The organism is Beijerinckia sp. 28-YEA-48, from assembly GCF_900104955.1.
GTDB lineage: Bacteria > Pseudomonadota > Alphaproteobacteria > Rhizobiales > Beijerinckiaceae > Terripilifer.
The window spans coordinates 313,980-333,493 of sequence record NZ_FNSI01000001.1; the positions used below are offsets into that span (position 1 = coordinate 313,980).

Sequence of the window (19,514 nt, forward strand, 5' to 3'; positions counted from 1 at the left end):
CACATAAATAAGGACCGAATTGAATGAACGGGCACGATCTTCTCAACCTCAATGCGCCATGCGCGAACGAAAAAGGTTTTCTGACGATGAATAACAATATCCGCCGCTTTGGCCTGTCGACGGCCGCTGCCCTCGCAGTTGGCATGCTTGCAGCCTTGGTCCCAGGCAGCGTGTTGGCGCAGGCGACATCCGGCGCCGGGGCTGCGGCTGTGGCCAGTCTCCCGGGCGGCGCCTCTTCTCTCAATGAGACCTACAAGGATTGGCGTGTGGCTTGCGCCCAGCAGGCCAATTCGAAGCGCTGCGTGCTGTCTCAGGTTCAAGCACAGCAGAACGGTCAGCGCGTCTTGGCGATGGAGCTCGATGCTCCGAGTGGCAACACGGTAGCTGGCGCGTTGATCCTGCCGTTCGGCCTGGCGCTTGATTCCGGGGTGACCTTCCAGATTGACGAGAAGCCAGCGATGCAGCCGGTGCGGTTTCGTACCTGTGTGCCAGGAGGCTGTGTTGTTGCTGTCAGCTTCGATGCGCCGACACTTGCCGCTTTGCGCGCTGGCTCTGCGCTTAAGGTGAAAGCGGTTGCCGATGGCGGCACCGCCACTCCGTTCTCGATTTCGCTACAGGGCTTTGGAACCGCGCTCGACCGAGTGGGCGCGCTGTCGCGTTGAGGTTGCGACTTGAGAGGGAAGGGAACCGTCTGCTTTGGAGAAAGCGACGGTACCTTTTCGCATTCGTAAACTCGAAGAAGAACGATGCGGCCAATGCGGCCTCAAGAACGGTAAGCGGCTAAGATAGTGCGTTTGTCGTATTCTTAATTAATGGCAGACCGGGTTCGCCCAGATTTGAGGCCGGAGAGGAAACGTGCGCAATGCTCGGTCAGCCCTGGTCGAAGACCTTGCCCCTGCCGCGAGTTGGGAATCGCGACTTTGACACAGATGCAACATCGCTTGCCTTGGAGAGTTCGGAGTTCTCTCGTCGGCTAAGCGCCGATACGAACATCGCGGCGAGCAGAGGCGGTGCCGCAATGATCGCGAAGATGCCTCCTATTCCCCAGCCGAGGGCGATGAACGTTCCGCTTGCCATCGGCCCGAGCATCTGGCCGATCCGGCCCGCGGCCGCTGCTCCGCCGACGCCGGTGGATCGCAGCCTCGGGGGATAGAGCATCGCGCTCAATGCCACGATTCCAGCCACGCCGCCTCCCGCGCCGATGCCCGAGATCGTGAACAACGCTCCGGCGAACAACATCTCGGTGACGAGAAAGCCGATGGGCGCCGTCGACACCGCGCAAAGAACGAGGATGCCTGTCAGCACGCGCCTGGCGCCGTAAAGGTCGATGAGCATCCCCAGCCCCGCCATGCCGACGATGGCACCGATATTGAACAGCGCGACCATGAGGCTCGACTGCGCGATCGAGTAGCCAGCGTCGCGCAGCAGCGTCGGCGACCACAAGGGTATGAGCACGGTGAGCACGGCAGCGAAGAAGAAGGCGAGCCACAGCAGCATGGTCATGCGGAAGCGCCCTTCGCTGAACAGCGCCCGGATCGAGCTGGACGCTTGATCCGCGTGGGCGACGATCAACCGGGTGCCATCAGGCATGGGTCTCTTGGCAAGTTGCTCCAACAGCCGCGCGAGTTTGGCGCGGCCCTGTTCCGTGCGTTCAAGAAACCGCGGCGACTCCGGCAGCCAAACAGCGGCGGCTGCTGCTGCCAGCAATGGCGCCACGGCGCCAAACACGAACAGTGTTTCCCAGCCATAGCGGGGAAGCGCCACGGTGCTGACAATACCGCCCAGGATTCCTCCAAGCGGCAGGCAGGCCCAGAGCATGGTGATGGCGGCCGCGCGAAAACGCTTCGGCGCAAATTCGGACGCGAGGGCGATGAAGCAGGGCGCCGCTCCACCCAGTCCGATGCCGGCAAGGAAGCGACACGCCAACAACTGCGGGAGGTTCGTCACCCAGATCGTCAATCCGCAGAAGAACGCGAAGATCAGCGCGGATGCGATCAGCATCGGCTTGCGGCCGAAGCGGTCCGCCAGCGCCCCCAGCATAAGGCCGCCGATCGCCGCGCCCAGGAGCCCGATCGCGAACACAGGGCCAAGCGCCGACCGCGAGATGTTCAGATGATCGGCGAGTGCCGGCGCGGCAAAGCCGATGACTAGCGTGTCATAGCCGTCGAGCAGGGCGATCGCTCCGCATAAGGCTATGGTTCGCAGCTGCAGATTGCCGATCGGGGCGGTGTCGATGACGTTGGCTACGTCAATCGATTGACCGTCGGGTTGGCTGACACCGGTTTGCTGATTGATCATGGCTTGTATCCGGTCTGGTTCTCGTTGCCGATGTGACGATCCCAGCGGACAACATCGGCGCGGCCGAACAGCCCGGCGCGGGTGAACGGATCGTTGTCATGGAACCGCTGAGCGTCCGCCATGGAATCCGCTTCGACGACGAGAAAGCTGCCGACGTTCGCGGTGATGTCGTCCGTGGCGCTCATCGGTCCGCCCTGAACGACCTGAACGCCATCCTTCTTCTGGCCGACGTGCGAGCCGATGTACTCGCGATGAGTCTTTACGAGTTGCTTGCGTAAATCACCGCTGTCCTGGCCGTCGAAGCAAATCCTCAAATACAGCATGATTCTCTCCCTTCAGAAGTCGCAACCGCACGGCGGAGGTCAGGCAACCGCCGGCAGTTCATCTCGGATGTGGCTCACTCAGGCATCCGCGGTTTCGGCAGCGGCCTGCTCTTCCTGGATCAGCTTGGCCAGGCGCCGGCGAGCGCGGACGCCGCCGGCGTCATTCGCCAACAGCAACGGGCGCTCGTCCCAGAAGTCCGCCGCCATATTGGCCTCGACCGCCTCGATCATCGGTTTGTCCTCGATCTCGAAGGCCTGCTTGAACAGGGCGAGCCCTTTCGTCTTATCGACGCCGCCGACGAACGGGCCCGCGCCGGTCGGCTTGTTGGCGCTCCAGAAATAGTGGCAGGAGCCTATGTCCTGCGGCGTGATGATGTGGGCCGAGAATTGCCCCGGCAGATCGTCGCGCCGATTGTCCTTGCGGTCGGCATGAACTCCATGGGGCAGGAAGCTGACGTGGAGGCGCATCGCGCTGGGCGCCGTCCACCGCATGTCGAGGAAATGGTCCAGCCGCTCGCCTGTCGGCTGCCGTGTCATGGGATTGATGAAGGGGATGTTCGCCATCCACCAGTTGGAGTGGATCTCCGTGTTGAGATCGCGCAACTGGTATTCGCCGCGCTGGATGAGGCCGCGGCCGCCAAAGCTGTTGGCGTGCAGGAATTCCGTGTGTGACAGGTCCAGAAGGTTGTCGGTCTCGAGCTGATAGTTGGCCTGCACATGGGTGTAGCCAAACACCACCCAGTCGCCGTCGATTCCGTCCCTGTTCTGGAAGCTGAAGTCGGGGATGGTGTCCGGTGTGGCCTTGGCGGCGTCACCTGGCCAGATCCACAGCATCTGGTCCCGCTCCACGACGGTGAATTTCTCTACCGCGGCGCGGGGCGGGACCCTGCCGAAGGGATTTTCCACGCAACCACCGGCGCCGTCGAAGCGCAGCCCGTGATAGCTGCATTGCACGGTTCCATCCTTCAGCACGCCCCGGCTGAGAGGGGCGAAGCGATGCGGGCAGCGATCGCGCAAGGCCGTCGGCCGGCCTTTGGCATCCCGGAAGACGACCATGTCCATCCCGAGAATGCGGCGGGCGAGGAGAGGGGTGGCGAGCAGTTCCTCCGCCCAGGCCAAGCCGTACCAGCAGTTTCGAAGATATAGGGCTGACCCCATCTAACCCTCCCCATTTATATACGATCAAAAATGATTATAATCGATTTTATGTTCCGTAATGGCGTCCAGTGCCGGATATGAGGCCGGCGCTTGAGCGTCTGCGGTTCAATTAGGCTGTGGCGGACGCGGTCGCCGCGACCGGGACAACACTCGCCGGAGCATCAACTGACGGGGCATAGGTGCTCTTGACCGCTGGGCGGCCGCGCATCCGCTCGAGCCACGCTTCAGTCCGCGGCGTTTTGGAGCCTGGGCCGAGGATGTCGGGGAAATAAGTCGCTATCCTGTCGACGTAGGGAAGCAGATCGATGTCGGCGAGCGTATAGGCTGCGCCCATGAGCCAGGGGCCTTCCCCGATCCCGGCCTCGATCTTGCTGACAATGCGCTTGGCGGCGTCCACTGCCTTTTGGTGGTCGTCCTGGGTGAAGCTGTTGTCGCTCGCTTTTTTCCACTGTTCGCGCCGTTCATCGGTGGGCACACGCGCGATCATCCGCTCATATTCTTGCGGGCTCAGCTTGGCGATGACGGGCTGGTAGAAGGCCCAGGTGTTGGGGACCACAGCGGCCAGGCCGTAGTTGTCGGCCAGCTTCGTCCACAGTCGCATCCGCGCGAGTTCGAGCGGATTGGTCGGGCGCAGCGGCGGCGTCGGGAAAACCGTGTCGAGGTATTCGTTGATCAGCATCGACTCGAGCACGGGTTCGCCGTCGTGCACGAGCGCCGGCACCACGCCGTTGGGATTGATCGCGAGGTACTCGGGGCCGTGATGTTCGAATTTGCGCAGGTCGAGAAAGTGGCTGCGGTAGTCGAGCCCCTTCTCCGCCAGGCACAGCCTGACCTTCTTCGAGCATGTCGTCAGCCCGGCATGATACAGCTCAAGCATGGTGTTCCTCCCCACAGGCTCACTGCGTCGTCTGGTTTTCTTGGGCAGATGCGGTGCGACGACCCGCCGGTGCGGCCGGCAGATCGTCTTGGGCCGCTAGATCAGCTTGAAGCGTCCCGTGGCCAGGCCGATCTCGAGGGTCATCTTGCCTTCATTCACCAACCACGGCCGGACCTGGAAGGTGCGCGCGCCGCTCGTATGCATCGGGTCCTTGGCCGCGATCTCGCGCGCTTCTTCGATCGACGATGCGCGGTAGATGACGAGGCCATCGCCTTCCCAATCCTGTTCATTGTCCGTCCAGTGCGGGCCGGCGGCGAACATGATGCCTTCGCGCTCAAGATATTCCTGGTAGCCCAGGTGTTCTGCGAGATTTTCCATGATCGGCCCGATGCCGTTCGTCGGCCGCGTGAAGATCGCGTAGAGCTGTTTCGCCAGATAGCCGCGCGTCCGGCACTCGTTGACGATGTCGGCGGCGGGAACAGATTTTTCACTCATAGGGTCTTTCCTCCTTGGAGTTGTAATCGCAGCAGGTGCGGAACAGTTGACTGATCAGGTGTCGGCGAGTTGGCGACTTGTTGGCTCGGCCGCGATGGCGAATATCGCGCGCGGCATTGCGGCGATTAGCGACCCGCAGCCGGAGCCCTGGGGCCCCGGCATTCGCGGGCGATCATGCGCCGTCACGCTACGTCATGTCGCGCGTCCTTTGACTCAATGGTCGGCTCCTCCCTTGGGCAGAAGCCCTTCGGGTCGCTCGAACTTGCGGAGCGGTCGCCCCTCCGCCAAGGCGGTCAGTTCCTCGGTGTAGAGCCGCCGGATGGCGACGATGCCGACATCGGTGGCGCCTAAGTTCTCGATGCCGCGGCGGCGATCGGCGATCACGCCCTGGCCCACCTGCACCACCTCGTCCTGCGCCAGCGGCACGTGATGGCACATCTCGGCGATCTGGTCGTAGTGCAGTTCGCCGCGCAGAACGCGCTGGGCGACGTCGTGCGCTTCTGCTTCCGCGTTCGCGAAATCCTTCCAGCGCTTCTTGTATTCCTCGCTCGGCGGGCCATTCATGAATGTTGCGATGGTGTGAACCTGCAGATGGGTCTCGTCATCGACGGGAACCCGGTAGTCGAGGAACATCTGCCACATGGTCTCCTCGCGGGTGCTCTCCTCGCCCTGCCGCTTGATGTTGTCGGGATGTACCATGAACATGCAGACGTTGGGCATGCCAAACTGCACGATCCGTTCGTTGCCATCCTGCTTCTTGGCGACCATGCGCAGGCCCCAGGGCGTCTTTTCACAAGACAGCTTCGGCAGAGCGTTCAGGTCCAGCCCTTCTAGAGCGGAGCGCTTGTGGGTGAACCACACGTGCGCCTCGTCCTGATAGTTCTCGATGTTCTGGAACCAGTTGCAGGCGCGGGTGTCGATCTGCGGCGACACGAACGACGCCTTCTCCCACTCCGGGTAGCGGACGAATTCGGGCGGATCGCCTTCGCCAAGATACACCCAGATGAAGCCCAGATACTCCTGCGTCGGATAGCCGCCGATGCGGATGTTCTTCTTGAAGCCGGCGATCTCCATCGGCTGATCGACGCATTGCCCGTTCGGACCATAGGCCCAGCCATGATAGGGGCAGCGGATCACGTCGCCCTCGACCCAGCCCGTGCTCAGCATGGCGCCGCGGTGCGCGCAACGGTTGTCGACGCAATGGACCGCGCCTTCCTGGCTGCGGTACAGGGCGAGCTTCTGGCTCATGATGGTGAGCGGCTTTGAACGGCCGGGCTCCAGGTCACGGCTGCAGTAGATCGGATGCCAGAAGCGGCGCATATAGGTTCCTGCCAGAGTCCCGGGCCCGGTGCGGACGTAATCGACAGTTCCAGGATCGGCGAGGGGCGCCTGCTGCATGGGAATCTTCGTGTGCTCGTTCATGACTGGTCTCCTTCGAATTGGGGGGTGCTCCACTCGGCGGCTGCGCGCGCCAGGTCCTGGGCGATCTTGAGGTCTTGGCAGTGAACGCCGACGGCGCCAGCGGATGCTGGAGGTGTGCCCAGAGGATGGGCGCCCGGCAGGGCCAGCATTCGGAACGGAACGATGTCCATCAATCTGTCGAGGCTGGCGCCATACTGCGCGTGGGCCGCGATGTCGCCTGAGGGGATGGCGAAGTTGACGGCCGCGACGGCGGTCGCCTGCGCGACATCGACTCCCATCGGCGCGGCGCCGTCCATGCGATCCAACGTTATGGGATCGCCGGATGCATCGACGATCACCACGCTCACGCGCACGTCACGGGCTGCGGCAAGTTCCAGAACGTAATCCGAGAGGGCGCGCGCCCGGGTCAGGACGGGTTGCCGGGAGGCGGGGCGCGCCGGGTCCATGGCGACGCCTTTCAGTCCGGGGGGCGGAGGGGCGCCATAGGCTTCAACCCAGCGCGCCCGATCGTCGCCGTGCTGCGGATTGTAGGGCGTGTCGAGTGCATAGCTGATGAGGATGTCCTCAAGATTCGCGGGCTCGCCGTCCGCGAGGAAAGCCGTGGGATCGACGCCAGGCGACTTGATGAAGGGGCCGATCCCCAGGCCTGTCGCGATGGCGCCCGTCACCCGGTTGCCCTCCTTGATCGGCATCCCGCCACCGCCGGGGAAGGGCTGATCGCGCATGACGGCTTGGTAGACGGCGAAGACCGGCCCCCCGAACTTGGCCATCCGGGCGGCAAATTGCGCGCTGGGCTCGCCGTTTGCCGCGACACCGAAGGCCTTGGCACGCACCAAAGGCAACGCTCCGGGCGCGCACCCGTCCATCCTCACCGCGCTCACCGGAGCGCCCGACGGGTCGACCACGATGAAGGCGCCGGCCTTTTTGAACGACTCACATTTATCGACCGCCCGGCTGAGCTTGGCCCGGGCCTTCGACAGAGAGGTCGCCTTCGTAACGTCTTTCGGGTTCATTATTTCTGAACTCGCTCTTTTTTGATCGTGATCGAATATAGAGCGGCATCAGAATTCGAGTCAATGGCGGAATGGGCCTGAGATGTCTGGAGCGTTTCGCGCTTTGTCCTTGGGCGTGTCCTCGGCGCGCGACCCCCACCATGCGGGTCCCGGCCAGAGTGAGGGGGCGCATTTTAGTTCTTTGACGAGAGGACAATGGGCTATGAGTGCAACGATGCGCAGAATCGACGCCGCGGACCTTCTTCTTGCGCCGGGTCCGTGCGGCTGGCGGGAAATGGTCGGAGGCTTGCTATGAACGGTGGCGCGAAAGACGGACAACCGCCCATCGGTCTGCGGGAACGACGCAAGGCTGAAAAGCTTGCGGCCATCCGGGGCGCCGCTCGGCACCTCTTCACGACACATGGTTTTCATGAGACACCTATGCGCGAGGTCGCGCGGATCGCGGACGTCGGGTTTGGTACCGTGTCGGCCTATGCCAGCGACAAGGTTGGCCTCGCGGCGATGCTGTTCGTTGAAGATCTCGATCAGCTGAATGATCTGTTCACCACGATCGACCCCACCGGGCCGTTGCTGGATCAGGTGATCGCGAACTTCTCGCGGACCTTCCGGTTCTGGGCGACCAAACCGGAACTGAGCCGCGTCGTGCTGCCTAAGCTTGGTAATGCGGACAACCCGTATGTCGAGAAGATCATGCAGCGCCGGGCTACGATGCGCGCGGCGCTGATCGCCTGGCTGTACCAGTTCAAGCAGCACGGCGTCATCGCCAGCGGTTGCAACCTGGAACAGGCGGCGGAGCTTCTCTTCACGCTATACATTGGTTGCGTGAACGAGTGGCTGGGCGCGGGAGAAACCGTGATCGAAAGCGGCATCGAGCGTATGCGCTACCTCATGGAAATCCCTGTACTGGCGTTCCAGCATCTGGAGACCGTGTCCACCGTTCCGAACGCGCGCAAAACACGCGGGCGCGATCGATAGTCGCGTCCGATTGTTTCCTAGAAGTGTCTGGTCGACTCGGCGTTCGCGGAAGAGCTCGGCATGCAGCTCCTAATCCGTGTCAAACACCCCTGGGTGAAAAAGGGCTCTATGATCGCTCTGTTCGTCTGCGTGCGCCGACCGCTCTGTTGCGCGCAGGTGCGACGGCGTCGAACGACGTTACTTGGTGGGCGCTGCCCCGACTTTCGTACCATCGATCTTCCCGGCAACCATGAGATGCTATTCGAAGCCGAGAACGCCACCGCATTGCGCTACGCTTTTCTCACAGCGACCACGGCATAGATCGTGGCTCTACTATTATGTCTGGGGTTAGCTCCGCGGGTGTAAGGCGTATGAATGCTTCTCACGCCGCCAAGTACTGTCTGCGGATAATTTCAGCGAGCCGGAATAATACTGGAGCGTAGATAGGCACTCTTCCGCAAGCGGAGTCATAGGCCAGGGCAGGGACGGTGATCATGCCAACATAGGACGAGCCTTGATAGGTCGTTCGCGATGTCGTTGTGCTGGCATCGGCGCAGGTGGCGCTGAAGTCCACCTGGTTGCCATCGACGAGTACATCGTGAATTTGGCAGCCTTTCCAGTCGGACGACGTCTCTAGCCCCTTGCGGACGGACGCTGCCGGTCCGTTCATCGCATCGGCTTCCTGCTGGGAGATACATCGCGGGCCCGTTTGTCGGGTCGTCTTGCCGTTGATGACAGCGGTCGAGCGCCACAGGCCCGGTTCAAAGCGATCGGCAGCCCAGCCAACCTTACAACCAAGGACAAGTAGAGCCAGCACCAAGATGGGTTTCACGATCGATGCCTCAGTGCTTGACCAGTTCGACACGGCGGTTCTTCGCACGCCCGATCTCGTCACTATTAGGAGCGAGTGGAGCCGCCATGCCCGCTCCAAACGGAATCAGACGGTCGGTAGCGACACCATGCGTCTTCGCCAATACCTCGACCACGGCCCGGGCACGACGCTGCGACAACCCCAGATTATAATCGAATTCGCCCTTGCCATCGGTGTGGCCGGTCACGATCAGGCGCAAGGAAGGTTGGGCTTGTAGGAGCTTGGCGATCTCTTGCAGTGTCGGCGCAGATTCTGTTTTCACTTTCGCTTTGTCGAAGTCGAACTGAATTCCGTAGAGGGCGACGCGTCCGGCATTGTCCAGCCCTGCGCGCATCTGCCCAGCATCGATGAAGGCAATTTGGTCGCCTTGCATCGGCTTGCTCTCGACAATGCGCATCGCGATAGAGGTGGAGCCCAAACCTTTGCCGGCCATGATTGCAACATAGACATCACCGGCGGGACGGCTCAGACGGGCGAGACGGTAGGTGATCGCCTGCCCATATTGGGCATTGCGGCGTGTATCATCAAGGAAGCCGCCGAGCTGATAGAAGCCGGTATTGCCCGACAGGCATTCGCTATCGATGCAGGAGAAAAGGGTTTCGAATCCCTTGGCCTTCAGACTATCGGCAAAGTTGGCATCGATCTCCAGCGCCGAACGATCAGCGGGACCGCGATAGACGATACGGATGCTCTTGCCTTCCACGCGCAGGCGCAAATCATCAGGCAGAACAGCGGGCCATTCGAAGCGTCGCGGAATCGGCTTGGACAGAAAGTCCACACGGTCAAAATCCGAGGTCTGGTAAACGCTGATCTCCGAACCCTTGTAACGGCCGACGAGCGGGTGATCGGCTGAGCCGGGAGCATCCTTGGCCATGACCGAGTGTGCGGCAAAAGCTAATAAACTGGCGAGTAGAGTAAGCACAGGGCGGCTTTTTGCCTGTGTGAGGGAGGAGCAGACCGGCATGGGAATCCTGTGAGTGGAAGCGAGGCGCATGAACGCTTGATCTCGTTCGGCTTTACTTCACGGTTACGCTACAAAACATTCCCCTGGCGGGGAGGATTTGCTAGCCTCGCCGCTCGGCAGGCCCGCGATCGTGACCAATGGCAAGACCCAATAAGCGCAAATGGCATGAACTCGATCTTCTCTGCCGGACGGGCGCGGGGGTTGCCGCCATCGCGCCCTTAGCCTGCCGGCTGCTACGTGAACTCATTGGCGCCGATGCGGCCGCCCTATTCTGGATGGATAAGAACGGGCTACCGGAGGGGTTCTTCCACGAGGATTCTCCAGCCAGTGCGCAGGATCTCTTTCTGAACGAATTTGAACGGCTGTTTCTGGGGCCGAAGGAGCTCAATGTCGCGACCCTGGCAACGCTTGAAGGGCCTGGAATCGGGAACCTACTGGCGCCACCTACGGCTTACTATCGATCCAATACGTTCAATCTTCTCGTCCGTGCGAGCGGCCACCATCATGCGCTCGATCTGCGAATCAACCATGAGGGGCGTCCGCGCGCCATAGCCCTACTGTTTCGGGCTCGTCAGCGGCCGTTTAATGACGCCGATCTTGCGACTCTGAAGCTGGCTACGGGTCCACTCGGGCGCGCCTTCATCGGCGGTGATTTCGAGGAGCAGTGGGAGCCAACACAGCTGCGGGGCCATGTCATCGTTGGTGCATCGGGCGATAATCTCTTGTTGATGAGCGAAGCGGCCCAGCAGATTTTGCAGCGGATGAATGCGGTCGGGCAACATATCCAAGTTGGTGGGGCGATCACTATGCCACCGCGTTTTATCCGCGATCTTTGTAAAGCGATTGAGGCTGGCGGCAATGCGCCCGGGCTGATGGAAATTCCAAATGGGCGTCTCGTCATCACACCCGAACGGCTGCGAACCCCCATGGGCGAACAGCCGGCGATCCTGGTGTCTATGCACATCGAGACACCACGCAGTGTCAGGCTGATCGAGCAATTGCTCGCATTCGATTTGTCACCGAAACAGCGTAGCATCATGCTGGCTGCTGCGCTCGGACAAGATCGCGCTCAGGTTGCGGCACGGACCGGAACAAGCGCTGAAGCGCTCAAGAAACACCTCGGCGTTATCTATCAGGCAACAGGTACAGCATCTTGGGATTCCATGGCACAGTTCCTGGCGCGTTGACCGTTATTCCAAAAGAGGGCGACGGCCGATTACAGCCTGGTAAGACTTGTCATCGAGACAAGATGGCATTCCATTCAGCGAAACAGCCGGACATTCCGCGGGCAGCTGCCATCTCTCCACCGTAGAAGCTAATAGGGTGCCGCTGACGATGGCGACAGCAACAGAAAACTTTGAGGGAGTTGGAACCGCCGATGCAACCGCGCGTCCTCATCACCTGTGCCGTGACGGGCAATCAGACCACGCCGGAGATGACTCCGCATCTGCCCGTCACGCCAGAGGACATCGCCGAAGCATGTTTTGGCGCAGCCGAGGCTGGCGCGGCCGCCGTGCATATCCACGTGCGCGACCCCAAGACCGGTCGTCCCTCCATGGAGATCGACTATTATCGCGACGTGATCGATCGCATCCGCGCCAAGAACACCCAGGTCATTCTCAATCTCACGACTGGTCCGGGCGGCCGTTTCACACCGGATGCTGACGATCCGAAGGTTGCTGGTCCTGGCACTACGCTGATGAAACCCGAAAACCGAGTGGCGCACATCGCACTTCTCAAACCGGACATCTGCACCCTTGATCTTAATACCATGAATTCCGGCAAGGAAGTCGTCATCAATACGCCGGGCAACATTCGCCGCATGGCGGCGGTGATCCGCGCAGCCGGCGTGAGGCCGGAGATCGAGCTGTTCGATTCTGGCGATATTGCCCTGTGTCGCGATCTCATCAACGACGGCACGCTCGGTGGCCCGATTTTGTGTTCGATCGTCATGGGCGTAAAATACGGCTTCCAGCCGTCGCCTGAGACGGTGCTTTATGCGCGCGGGCTATTGCCGCCTGGCACGATCTGGACCGCATTCGGCACGGGCCGTATGGCCTTTCCGATGGTGGCGCAGTCCTATCTGGCTGGCGGGCATGTGCGCGTCGGGCTGGAGGATGCGGTCTACCTGGAGAAGGGCGTTCTCGCGTCGTCAAACGCGGCGATGGTTGAGAAGGCGCGCGGCATTGTCAAGTCGCTTGGCGGGGAAATCGCAACCGCGCGGCAGGCCCGCGAAATGCTCGGCCTGTCTGCTTAGGTTTGGGTTCATAAGCTAGCGATGGCTGGTTGGGCATTATGTGCGCTTTCTTTGCGAAATATGCCTAATCATTTTGCAAGAGTGCAAGGACCTAGCGAGTCTGCCCGTTGAAACGCCGTTGGAAGAGCGTGGACGGAGATGGCACACGAGTTGCTTCTCGTAAGTGATGTCGGGATTTTCTTATCGCACACCTTGTCAGCGCCGCGCGGGTCGTCCCCCGCGCGCGCATGGGCTTGCGCGTGCGCGCGGGCGGTGGCGACGAACGGCTTGACTGAAGCAAGGCTGCGCTCGGCACACGAGCGGCGGCCTTTTCTCGCTTGGCCAATTCCACGCTCATAAGCACGTCTGAAAGAACTTCATGACTCATGCCAGCTCGTCCGCACTTGATGTGCGGCTGAATGATGATCTCGTTGCAACGTCCTATCCAAATATAGACTGGGTGCGGCCGGCCTTCGGGCCCGATGGCCAACCGGCGCTCGACTGCGCGGTGATCGGCGCAGGCCAGATGGGTCTGACCATCGCCGCCGGTCTCAAGCGTGAATGTGTCGGCCGTGTTACTCTATTCGATCGAGCCGCCGCTGGGCTGGAAGGGCCGTGGCTGACTTTCGCGCGCATGCAGACACTGCGCACGCCGAAGTTCGTCACCGGGACAGACCTCGGTCTTCCATCCCTGAGCTTTCGCGCCTGGTGGATCGCACAATATAGCCAAGAGGGCTGGGACAGGCTTGGGCGCATTCCACGCACCGCGTGGATGGATTATCTCGTCTGGTATCGGCGGGCGATGGGCCTGGACGTCCGCAATGGTTACGACCTCCAAACCATCTCGCCGCTGGCCGACGGACTATTCCGCCTGCTGTTTGCAACGTCTGCGGGATCTCAAGAGGTCTATGCGCGGACGGTCGTTTTGGCGACCGGTTCGGAGGGAGGAGGAGGGCATATTGTCCCTCCCTTGATATCGAAGTCCGTTCCGCCGCACCTCTTCGCGCATACGAACGACACGGTCGACTTTGACCGTCTCATGGGGAAACGTATCGGCATCTTGGGCGCCGGTGCCTCCGCCTTCGACACGGCTGCCGCCGCCCTGGAAGCTGGCGCGGCATCCGTCGATCTCTGCTTTCGACGCGAAACCTTGCCGCAGGAAAATCCTCGTCGCTGGATGGAATCCTCCGGCTTTCTGGCGAGCTTCGGTGCTTTTTCGGACGAACTTAAGTGGCGCTATATGCACCGCCTCTACACCATCGGGCAGCCGCCGCCGTTGCCGACGTTTGAGCGAGCGGCTGCCTTTCCGTCGTTTCGGATGCATGCCGGCACACCTTGGGATGAATGCCAGACGAACAACGATACGATCGAGGTTAGGTCCGGCGATCGGACATTTGAATTTGACTTCGTTGTCGCGGGAACGGGGATCAGCGTCGATCTAGGGTTGCGGCCAGAACTTGATGAGTTGCGCCCCAAGATCGCTCTTTGGAGCGATCGGTTCAGTCCGCCATCCGAATTGCACCACGATACGCTGGCCACCTTTCCCTACCTTGGTCGACACGGTGAATTCACCGAGAAGGAGCCGGGGACAGCGTCTTACTTATCCCGGATCCATTTTCTCGCGCGACCTTCGACGCTCAGCTTGGGGCCAGTCGCAGCCAGCAATTCGGCTCTCAAATATGTCGGGCCGCGCATCATCCGGCATGTCGTGCAGACGCTCACGCTCGATCAGACCGAAGCCGACTGGTGGCAGTTCATGTCGATCAAACACTTGGAACCGCCGATTGAAACGAGGATTTCGAAATGACAACCGAACTGGCGCTACGCCCCACACAGATTTCGGTCGACGAGTTTGCTCTTTATGGCGAACTCATCGTTCCGATGGATGATGGAGTTCTTTTCGGGCCGAACGATGCGCGCCTTGATATCAAGGGTGGTATACCCCGGCTTTACATCATGCGATTGCAGCCGCGCGAGCTGCAATTCAAACGCATCACGCGTCACGCTGCCGTCACCCAATGCTTGGCTGCTTTGGGGGGACGTGAGTGGCTCATTGCGGTCGCTCCGCCTATCGTGTCAATCAATCGCAGCCTGATGCCAGATCCATCTTCTATTCGCGCTTTCAGAGTGTCTGGGAATTGCGCCATTAAACTCCACAAAGGCTGTTGGCACGCCGGCCCCTTCTTTGAAGGGAGCGAGGTCGACTTCATCAATCTCGAGCTCTCGGACACGAATGAAGTCGATCACATCAACTGCGCGCTTGATCAAGAGTTTGGCATAACCATGCGATTCGAGGTCTAAATGGATTTCGAATGGCAACTCTTCCTAGACTCTCTGCCGAGTCTCATTCACGGCGCGCGCACAACGATCGCGCTTGCCACGGCCTCCGCCATCTTCGGCCTCATCATTGGGGTAACTCTGGCGTTGCTGCACGCAACGGCATTTCCGCCTTTCGTATGGTTTGTCACGGCGTGGACAACATTGATGCGCAGCCTCCCGCTGCTCGTCACTCTGCTCTTTCTTTATTACGGGCTTCCTTCGATCGGCATCCTGTTGAACGCAGTCACGGTCGCGATCCTCGCAATGTCCATCACCACGGGAGGCTTTGTTACGGAGATCATGCGGGCAGGTATCGAAAGCATCGATCGCGGGCAGATTCGCGCTGCCAAGTCGTTGGGAATGTCATGGGCTCAGTCCATGCGCTGGGTCGTCTTGCCTCAAGCTTTTCGTCGGGTGCTGCCGCCTCTGACGAGTGAGGCCATAACGCTTCTCAAAAATACGGCGCTTGTCTCCGTCATAGCCATTCCAGATCTGCTGCGCGCAGGCACCGATATCATGACCTGGAAGGCCAATACGTTCAGCCCATTCGCTGGTGTCGCCCTCATCTATCTGTGCATGACGCTGCCGCTGGTGGCCCTCAACGCGTACCTCGGGCGCGGCATCAAACGGAGCCAACGGTAATGAAACGGGTTTTTACAGGGGCCACTTTTCTGCCGGGGGGCAAGGATTGGCAGCCACGCAGAGGACAGGACATTCTCATATCGGATGGGATTGTCTTGGAGATAGGAAGCCGGATCGCGGTTCCAAGTGACGCGCAGATTGTCGATGCATCTTCATTGCTGTTGCTGCCCGGCTTCAACAACGCCCATACTCACTCGCCGGAAATGCTCGGTCGCGGACTGGCTCCGATGGCTGAGCTGAACGAATGGCTCGGCCATGCCTACGGCAGTGGTCGAGACACGTTGGACGACGATAGTGTCTCGCGCGCGATCCACCTTTGTGCCGCCGATATCGTGCGCGGCGGCGGCGTTGCTGTCACCGATCACTTTCGGCAGGTTCCGCTTCGTCCCGATGCGGTGCGGGCTGCGGCGCGCGCTTGGGCAAAGACCAAGCTCAAAGCACGCGTCGCAATCAACTTGCGTGACCGCGCCACGGCTGGTGGTGGCCTCGTCGGCGTTCCTGAGGTCAGCGCGGCACGTCACTCGACACGTGATGTCTTGGTGCAAGCTGAGGCTCTCCTCGATGAGGGCCTGCCGGCGGCGATACTTCCTGGGCCATCCGCGCCACAACGGGTCACAGACGAGCTCCTGATTGAGACGGCTCGCTTCGCCCGTGCCCGAAGACTTTCCCTGCACATGCATAACAGCGAAAACCGCAAGGATGTTGAGGCTTGCAGAGAACTTTACGGCGAAAGCGCGATCGCCCATCTCAATCGCCTGGGCGTGCTCGGCCCAAATGTTGAACTGGTACATTGCGTGCATATCGATGACGGCGACATCGAACTCATAGCAAAAAGTGGAGCCCGTATCATTCATAGCCCGATTGCAAACCTTCGGCTCGGATCTGGTGTGGCGCCGATAGCGCGAGCGCTCAGGCAAAATGTTGATATACGGCTTTCGACCGATGGTGCTGGCAGCAACGACAGCCAAAGCATGCTGGAAGCGGCAAAATTCGCCTTGCTGGCGCCGCGCGCCGCCTTGCCGCCCAGTGAGTGGCTCACACCTGAGCAGGTTCTTTCCATGGCTACCGGCGGTGCCCAGCTGCGAGCTGGCGCGGATGCCGATCTCATCGCTTTCGATCTAGGTGCATCTGCCTTTGTCAATGTCGGCGACAATTTCGCCTCCAATGTCGTGCTCGCCGCGCGAGACGCAGATTTGGTGCATGTCATGGCGGACGGCGAATGGCTCATGCGCGACAAGGAGTTGCAGCTGTCATGACCGACATTCCCATCAAGATCAGAAATCTCTACAAGAGCTTTGGCGCCAATGAGGTGTTGCGAGGCATCGATCTCGACGTTCATCGTGGCGAAGTGGTGTGCGTCATCGGGCCATCAGGTTCGGGAAAATCGACGCTCCTTCATTGTATCAACGGGCTTGAAGCGTTCGATTCCGGCGAAGTCGTTTTCTGTTCGGAATATGTGGGATGGGGCCCTGAAAGCGGCGGTGGCCGGCGCCGGGTTCCTGAAAAAGAGATGGAGAAGCTGCGCCAGCGTATCGGCATGGTGTTTCAGCAATTCAATCTTTTTCCGCATATGACCGTGCTGAGTAATATCACCGTGGCGCCGATCCAAGTGTTGGGGGAAGAGCGGGAAAGCGCGGTTGAACGGGCGCGTTCTCTTCTGAAAAAGGTCGGTCTTGCTCATAAGTCCGATGCCTATCCAAGCCAATTGTCTGGCGGCCAACAACAGCGTGTCGCCATCGCGCGAGCTTTGGCGATGCGGCCGGAAGCTATGTTGTTCGACGAAGCGACATCGGCTTTGGATCCGGAACTTGTCGGCGAAGTGCTCGGCGTTATGCGCCGTCTGGCTGATGAGGGAATGACCATGGTCGTCGTGACCCATGAAATGACATTCGCGAGAGATGTCGCAGATCGCATCGTGTTCATGGATCAGGGCGTCATCGTGGAGCATGGGACGCCGGACGAAATTATGACGGCGCCCACCAATCCCAGAACACGTGAATTTCTTACCCGCAGCCTCGGTACCTGAAATTTTACCTAAGGAGACATCGATGAGTGCATATTCGCGTCGCGTGGTTCTGCTCGGCGGTAGCTTTGCAATGCTCGCCTCCGGACCGTTGCTGGCCCAGGCCAGCGATGCGCTGGCCAAGATTCGTTCCAAAGGAACGATTGTCATCGGTAATGGTGGTGCGTTCCCGCCGTTTGAATTCATGGAGAATGGCCAACTCACGGGCTTTGATCGCGATCTTGGCGAAGAAGTCGCGAGGCGTCTCGGTGTCCGTGCGGAATGGATCGTTTCTGATTTTGCCGGGCTCATTCCGGGGCTGACGTCCGGGCGCACCGACGTCATCATATCGGCTTTGACGCGCACACCCGAGCGGGAACAGCGGATCGCCTTTTCACGCGCGTACTATCAAACCGGCATCGCGGCTGCTTATCGGGCTGATGTCACCGTGGAGACCCCTGACGACTTGGTGGGTAAGATTGTCGGCCTCCAGACCGGCACAGCGGGAGAGAAATTCACACGGGACTCTTATGCTGACAAGGTGAAAGAGCTGAAGAACTACCCGGAGTTTCCGTTGGCCCTGCGAGACCTTGAAATTGGTCGCGTCCAGGTGGTCGTGAATACGATGCCGGTCTTGCGCTACAATCTTGCCCGCGCAAATAGAGCGGGCCTGAAGTTGTCGAATGTTTGGGACGCACGCGATATTGGTATCAACACGCGTCTTGCCGACACCGGCTTGATGGCTGAGCTTAACAAGCTGTTGGGCGATATGAGCAACGACGGCTTTTTGAAGTCTCTCGAGACGAAATGGCTTGGCACGAATTGATGGGTCTGGCGGAATGCCCGACGCGTCTGGCTCTGACGCGTCGGGCTGCCTCTGGTCTGCCTATCAGTTGCGTTCGATATTAGGGTTCAGAGTGTTTATAGTTGTGTCCCATTCATGATGGCGCTGCCATCATAGGACATTGACCATGCTGGAGGGCCGACATGCGCCGATTCTTTGCCTTTTGCCTGCTTTTCGCAGTGGCCATCGTTTTTACGGGCGAAAGCATGGCCGCGCCGAGAGTTGGTGGCGATGCCGATAGCCATGGGTGTCGCGCATCGGCGGGCTATAGCTGGTGCCCGAGGACAAAGCAGTGCGAGCGGCCGTGGGAACTGGCGCGCGCTCGCAGCTTTAAAAACTCGGCGTCGGCATTCCGGAAATTCTGCGACGTCAGATAAAGTACGTCAGCGCCGTACTTTATCTGCCTGCGTCACACCGGTCTTGAGTGCGGTCACGAACATATCGACGGCTACTTTGCGACGTTTTTCTTCGAACTCGGCGTTCAGGGGGATGCCGTAAAGGACATTGCGCTTGGTGCTCCCGACGATGAGATCGAGAAACAGGCCGGCGGCTATCTCGGGCTCGTCGACATGAATGCAGCCGCGTTCGATGGAGCGCTTGAACAGCAGACTAATGGCTTGCACCGCTCGTGCCCAGGCTTCCTTATGGGCGAGTTTGGCGAGTTCGGGAAACTGCGTGGCCTGCGCCGCAAGCATTCGTTGCACCAAGGCCGATTGTGGCTTCAAGGAGTGATCCAGCAGGTGACGGCTGATCATATGCAGCGTTGACGAGATGTCATCGGGATCATGTTCGTGGGATGGCGCGGCGGCAGCAGCCATCGGCGCCAGCCAGGTCTCGATGCGCTCACGCATGACGGCCGTGAAGAGTTCCGCCTTGTCGCGATAGCGCGCATAAATGGTCGGCTTGCCGACACCAGCTTTTTCCGCCACGGCGTCGATTGATGTGCCTTCAAACCCCCGTTCCATGAACATGGTAGCCGCGACCTCAAGCAAGCGCGCATCGCGGCGCACTGCTTCCTCCCGGGTCGGACGGCCACCGCTGCCTCGTCGGGCCTGTTCGGGTGGCGGCATAGTGAGTGTCATCTCTTTCATCGGTC

Annotated in this window: 21 protein-coding genes; 10 read left to right on the forward strand and 11 right to left on the reverse strand. The window is 60.4% G+C overall.

What is annotated here, in order from left to right; all coding sequences use genetic code 11:
- Positions 1-23 precede the first annotated feature (23 nt).
- Entirely contained in the window at positions 24-662 is a 639-nt protein-coding gene (locus BLW50_RS01385; protein ID WP_244544103.1) for an invasion associated locus B family protein, read from the forward strand.
- A 208-nt stretch (positions 663-870) separates the two neighbouring features.
- On the opposite strand, the gene BLW50_RS01390 is transcribed toward BLW50_RS01385, so the two are convergent.
- The 7 genes from BLW50_RS01390 to BLW50_RS01420 form a co-directional block, all read right to left on the reverse strand.
- On the reverse strand, positions 871-2,298 hold the full coding sequence (locus tag BLW50_RS01390; RefSeq protein ID WP_090696448.1) for an MFS transporter: 1,428 nt from the start codon (positions 2,296-2,298) through the stop codon (positions 871-873).
- Positions 2,295-2,621: a YciI family protein gene (locus tag BLW50_RS01395; protein ID WP_090696450.1), complete on the reverse strand. Its 327-nt coding sequence runs from the start codon at positions 2,619-2,621 to the stop codon at positions 2,295-2,297. The genes BLW50_RS01390 and BLW50_RS01395 overlap by 4 nt, the downstream gene beginning before the upstream one ends.
- A gap of 78 nt (positions 2,622-2,699) precedes the next feature.
- Entirely contained in the window at positions 2,700-3,740 is a 1,041-nt protein-coding gene (locus BLW50_RS01400) for an aromatic ring-hydroxylating dioxygenase subunit alpha (protein WP_170849920.1), read from the reverse strand.
- Between the two features lie 148 nt (positions 3,741-3,888).
- Complete coding sequence (locus BLW50_RS01405; protein WP_090696455.1) at positions 3,889-4,656, reverse strand: glutathione S-transferase family protein; 768 nt, start codon at positions 4,654-4,656, stop codon at positions 3,889-3,891.
- A 96-nt stretch (positions 4,657-4,752) separates the two neighbouring features.
- Entirely contained in the window at positions 4,753-5,151 is a 399-nt protein-coding gene (locus BLW50_RS01410) for a YciI family protein (RefSeq protein WP_090696457.1), read from the reverse strand.
- A 213-nt stretch (positions 5,152-5,364) separates the two neighbouring features.
- Positions 5,365-6,573, reverse strand: a complete 1,209-nt coding sequence (locus tag BLW50_RS01415) for a Rieske 2Fe-2S domain-containing protein (RefSeq protein WP_090696459.1) — start codon at positions 6,571-6,573, stop codon at positions 5,365-5,367.
- Positions 6,570-7,586, reverse strand: coding sequence for a GlcG/HbpS family heme-binding protein (locus BLW50_RS01420; protein WP_090696462.1), 1,017 nt, complete (start codon positions 7,584-7,586; stop codon positions 6,570-6,572). The genes BLW50_RS01415 and BLW50_RS01420 overlap by 4 nt, the downstream gene beginning before the upstream one ends.
- 291 nt (positions 7,587-7,877) lie before the next feature.
- On the opposite strand from BLW50_RS01420, the gene BLW50_RS01425 reads away from it, so the two are divergent.
- Positions 7,878-8,561, forward strand: coding sequence for a TetR/AcrR family transcriptional regulator (locus tag BLW50_RS01425; protein ID WP_170849921.1), 684 nt, complete (start codon positions 7,878-7,880; stop codon positions 8,559-8,561).
- A gap of 361 nt (positions 8,562-8,922) precedes the next feature.
- On the opposite strand, the gene BLW50_RS01430 is transcribed toward BLW50_RS01425, so the two are convergent.
- On the reverse strand, positions 8,923-9,372 hold the full coding sequence (locus BLW50_RS01430) for a DUF3617 domain-containing protein (RefSeq protein ID WP_170849922.1): 450 nt from the start codon (positions 9,370-9,372) through the stop codon (positions 8,923-8,925).
- A 10-nt stretch (positions 9,373-9,382) separates the two neighbouring features.
- Positions 9,383-10,405 (reverse strand): OmpA family protein, encoded by a 1,023-nt coding sequence (locus BLW50_RS01435; protein WP_090696470.1) that lies wholly within the window; start codon positions 10,403-10,405, stop codon positions 9,383-9,385.
- Between the two features lie 107 nt (positions 10,406-10,512).
- On the opposite strand from BLW50_RS01435, the gene BLW50_RS01440 reads away from it, so the two are divergent.
- The 8 genes from BLW50_RS01440 to BLW50_RS01475 all read left to right on the forward strand — a co-directional run bounded on the left by BLW50_RS01440 (position 10,513) and on the right by BLW50_RS01475 (position 18,400).
- Positions 10,513-11,562: a helix-turn-helix transcriptional regulator gene (locus BLW50_RS01440; protein ID WP_090696473.1), complete on the forward strand. Its 1,050-nt coding sequence runs from the start codon at positions 10,513-10,515 to the stop codon at positions 11,560-11,562.
- Positions 11,563-11,753: 191 nt separating this feature from the next.
- Positions 11,754-12,632, forward strand: coding sequence for a beta-keto acid cleavage family enzyme (locus BLW50_RS01445; protein ID WP_090696475.1), 879 nt, complete (start codon positions 11,754-11,756; stop codon positions 12,630-12,632).
- Positions 12,633-12,990: 358 nt separating this feature from the next.
- Positions 12,991-14,418, forward strand: a complete 1,428-nt coding sequence (locus BLW50_RS01450; RefSeq protein WP_090696478.1) for an FAD/NAD(P)-binding protein — start codon at positions 12,991-12,993, stop codon at positions 14,416-14,418.
- Entirely contained in the window at positions 14,415-14,912 is a 498-nt protein-coding gene (locus tag BLW50_RS01455; protein WP_090696481.1) for an ureidoglycolate lyase, read from the forward strand. Before BLW50_RS01450 ends, BLW50_RS01455 begins: the two co-directional genes overlap by 4 nt.
- Positions 14,913-15,572, forward strand: a complete 660-nt coding sequence (locus BLW50_RS01460) for an amino acid ABC transporter permease (protein ID WP_090696484.1) — start codon at positions 14,913-14,915, stop codon at positions 15,570-15,572.
- A 161-nt stretch (positions 15,573-15,733) separates the two neighbouring features.
- Positions 15,734-16,828 carry an amidohydrolase family protein gene (locus BLW50_RS01465; protein WP_170849923.1) on the forward strand — a complete coding sequence of 365 codons (1,095 nt, stop codon included), beginning with the start codon at positions 15,734-15,736 and terminating at the stop codon, positions 16,826-16,828.
- A complete protein-coding gene (locus BLW50_RS01470) occupies positions 16,825-17,598 on the forward strand; it encodes an amino acid ABC transporter ATP-binding protein (RefSeq protein WP_090696489.1) in 774 nt (257 codons plus the stop codon). The genes BLW50_RS01465 and BLW50_RS01470 overlap by 4 nt, the downstream gene beginning before the upstream one ends.
- A gap of 22 nt (positions 17,599-17,620) precedes the next feature.
- A complete protein-coding gene (locus BLW50_RS01475; RefSeq protein ID WP_090696491.1) occupies positions 17,621-18,400 on the forward strand; it encodes a substrate-binding periplasmic protein in 780 nt (259 codons plus the stop codon).
- A gap of 95 nt (positions 18,401-18,495) precedes the next feature.
- Here BLW50_RS01475 and BLW50_RS30570 read toward each other — a convergent pair whose 3' ends face one another.
- Both BLW50_RS30570 and BLW50_RS01485 read right to left on the reverse strand, forming a co-directional pair.
- Entirely contained in the window at positions 18,496-18,663 is a 168-nt protein-coding gene (locus tag BLW50_RS30570) for a hypothetical protein (RefSeq protein WP_170849924.1), read from the reverse strand.
- Between the two features lie 138 nt (positions 18,664-18,801).
- Positions 18,802-19,509 carry a TetR/AcrR family transcriptional regulator gene (locus tag BLW50_RS01485; RefSeq protein WP_244544104.1) on the reverse strand — a complete coding sequence of 236 codons (708 nt, stop codon included), beginning with the start codon at positions 19,507-19,509 and terminating at the stop codon, positions 18,802-18,804.
- Positions 19,510-19,514: the final 5 nt, after the last annotated feature.

Bases quoted from the DNA above. Each gene is read 5' to 3' on its own strand.
- BLW50_RS01420 (WP_090696462.1), bottom strand. From the start codon at position 7,586: ATGAACCCGAAAGACGTTACGAAGGCGACCTCTCTGTCGAAGGCCCGG.
- BLW50_RS01405 (WP_090696455.1), bottom strand. From the start codon at position 4,656: ATGCTTGAGCTGTATCATGCCGGGCTGACGACATGCTCGAAGAAGGTC.
- BLW50_RS01395 (WP_090696450.1), bottom strand. From the start codon at position 2,621: ATGCTGTATTTGAGGATTTGCTTCGACGGCCAGGACAGCGGTGATTTA.
- BLW50_RS01390 (WP_090696448.1), bottom strand. From the start codon at position 2,298: ATGATCAATCAGCAAACCGGTGTCAGCCAACCCGACGGTCAATCGATT.
- BLW50_RS01410 (WP_090696457.1), bottom strand. From the start codon at position 5,151: ATGAGTGAAAAATCTGTTCCCGCCGCCGACATCGTCAACGAGTGCCGG.
- BLW50_RS01460 (WP_090696484.1), top strand. From the start codon at position 14,913: ATGGATTTCGAATGGCAACTCTTCCTAGACTCTCTGCCGAGTCTCATT.
- BLW50_RS01475 (WP_090696491.1), top strand. From the start codon at position 17,621: ATGAGTGCATATTCGCGTCGCGTGGTTCTGCTCGGCGGTAGCTTTGCA.
- BLW50_RS01385 (WP_244544103.1), top strand. From the start codon at position 24: ATGAACGGGCACGATCTTCTCAACCTCAATGCGCCATGCGCGAACGAA.
- BLW50_RS01455 (WP_090696481.1), top strand. From the start codon at position 14,415: ATGACAACCGAACTGGCGCTACGCCCCACACAGATTTCGGTCGACGAG.
- BLW50_RS01440 (WP_090696473.1), top strand. From the start codon at position 10,513: ATGGCAAGACCCAATAAGCGCAAATGGCATGAACTCGATCTTCTCTGC.
- BLW50_RS30570 (WP_170849924.1), bottom strand. From the start codon at position 18,663: ATGGCTATCGGCATCGCCACCAACTCTCGGCGCGGCCATGCTTTCGCC.
- BLW50_RS01425 (WP_170849921.1), top strand. From the start codon at position 7,878: ATGAACGGTGGCGCGAAAGACGGACAACCGCCCATCGGTCTGCGGGAA.
- BLW50_RS01415 (WP_090696459.1), bottom strand. From the start codon at position 6,573: ATGAACGAGCACACGAAGATTCCCATGCAGCAGGCGCCCCTCGCCGAT.
- BLW50_RS01445 (WP_090696475.1), top strand. From the start codon at position 11,754: ATGCAACCGCGCGTCCTCATCACCTGTGCCGTGACGGGCAATCAGACC.
- BLW50_RS01470 (WP_090696489.1), top strand. From the start codon at position 16,825: ATGACCGACATTCCCATCAAGATCAGAAATCTCTACAAGAGCTTTGGC.
- BLW50_RS01485 (WP_244544104.1), bottom strand. From the start codon at position 19,509: ATGAAAGAGATGACACTCACTATGCCGCCACCCGAACAGGCCCGACGA.
- BLW50_RS01450 (WP_090696478.1), top strand. From the start codon at position 12,991: ATGACTCATGCCAGCTCGTCCGCACTTGATGTGCGGCTGAATGATGAT.
- BLW50_RS01435 (WP_090696470.1), bottom strand. From the start codon at position 10,405: ATGCGCCTCGCTTCCACTCACAGGATTCCCATGCCGGTCTGCTCCTCC.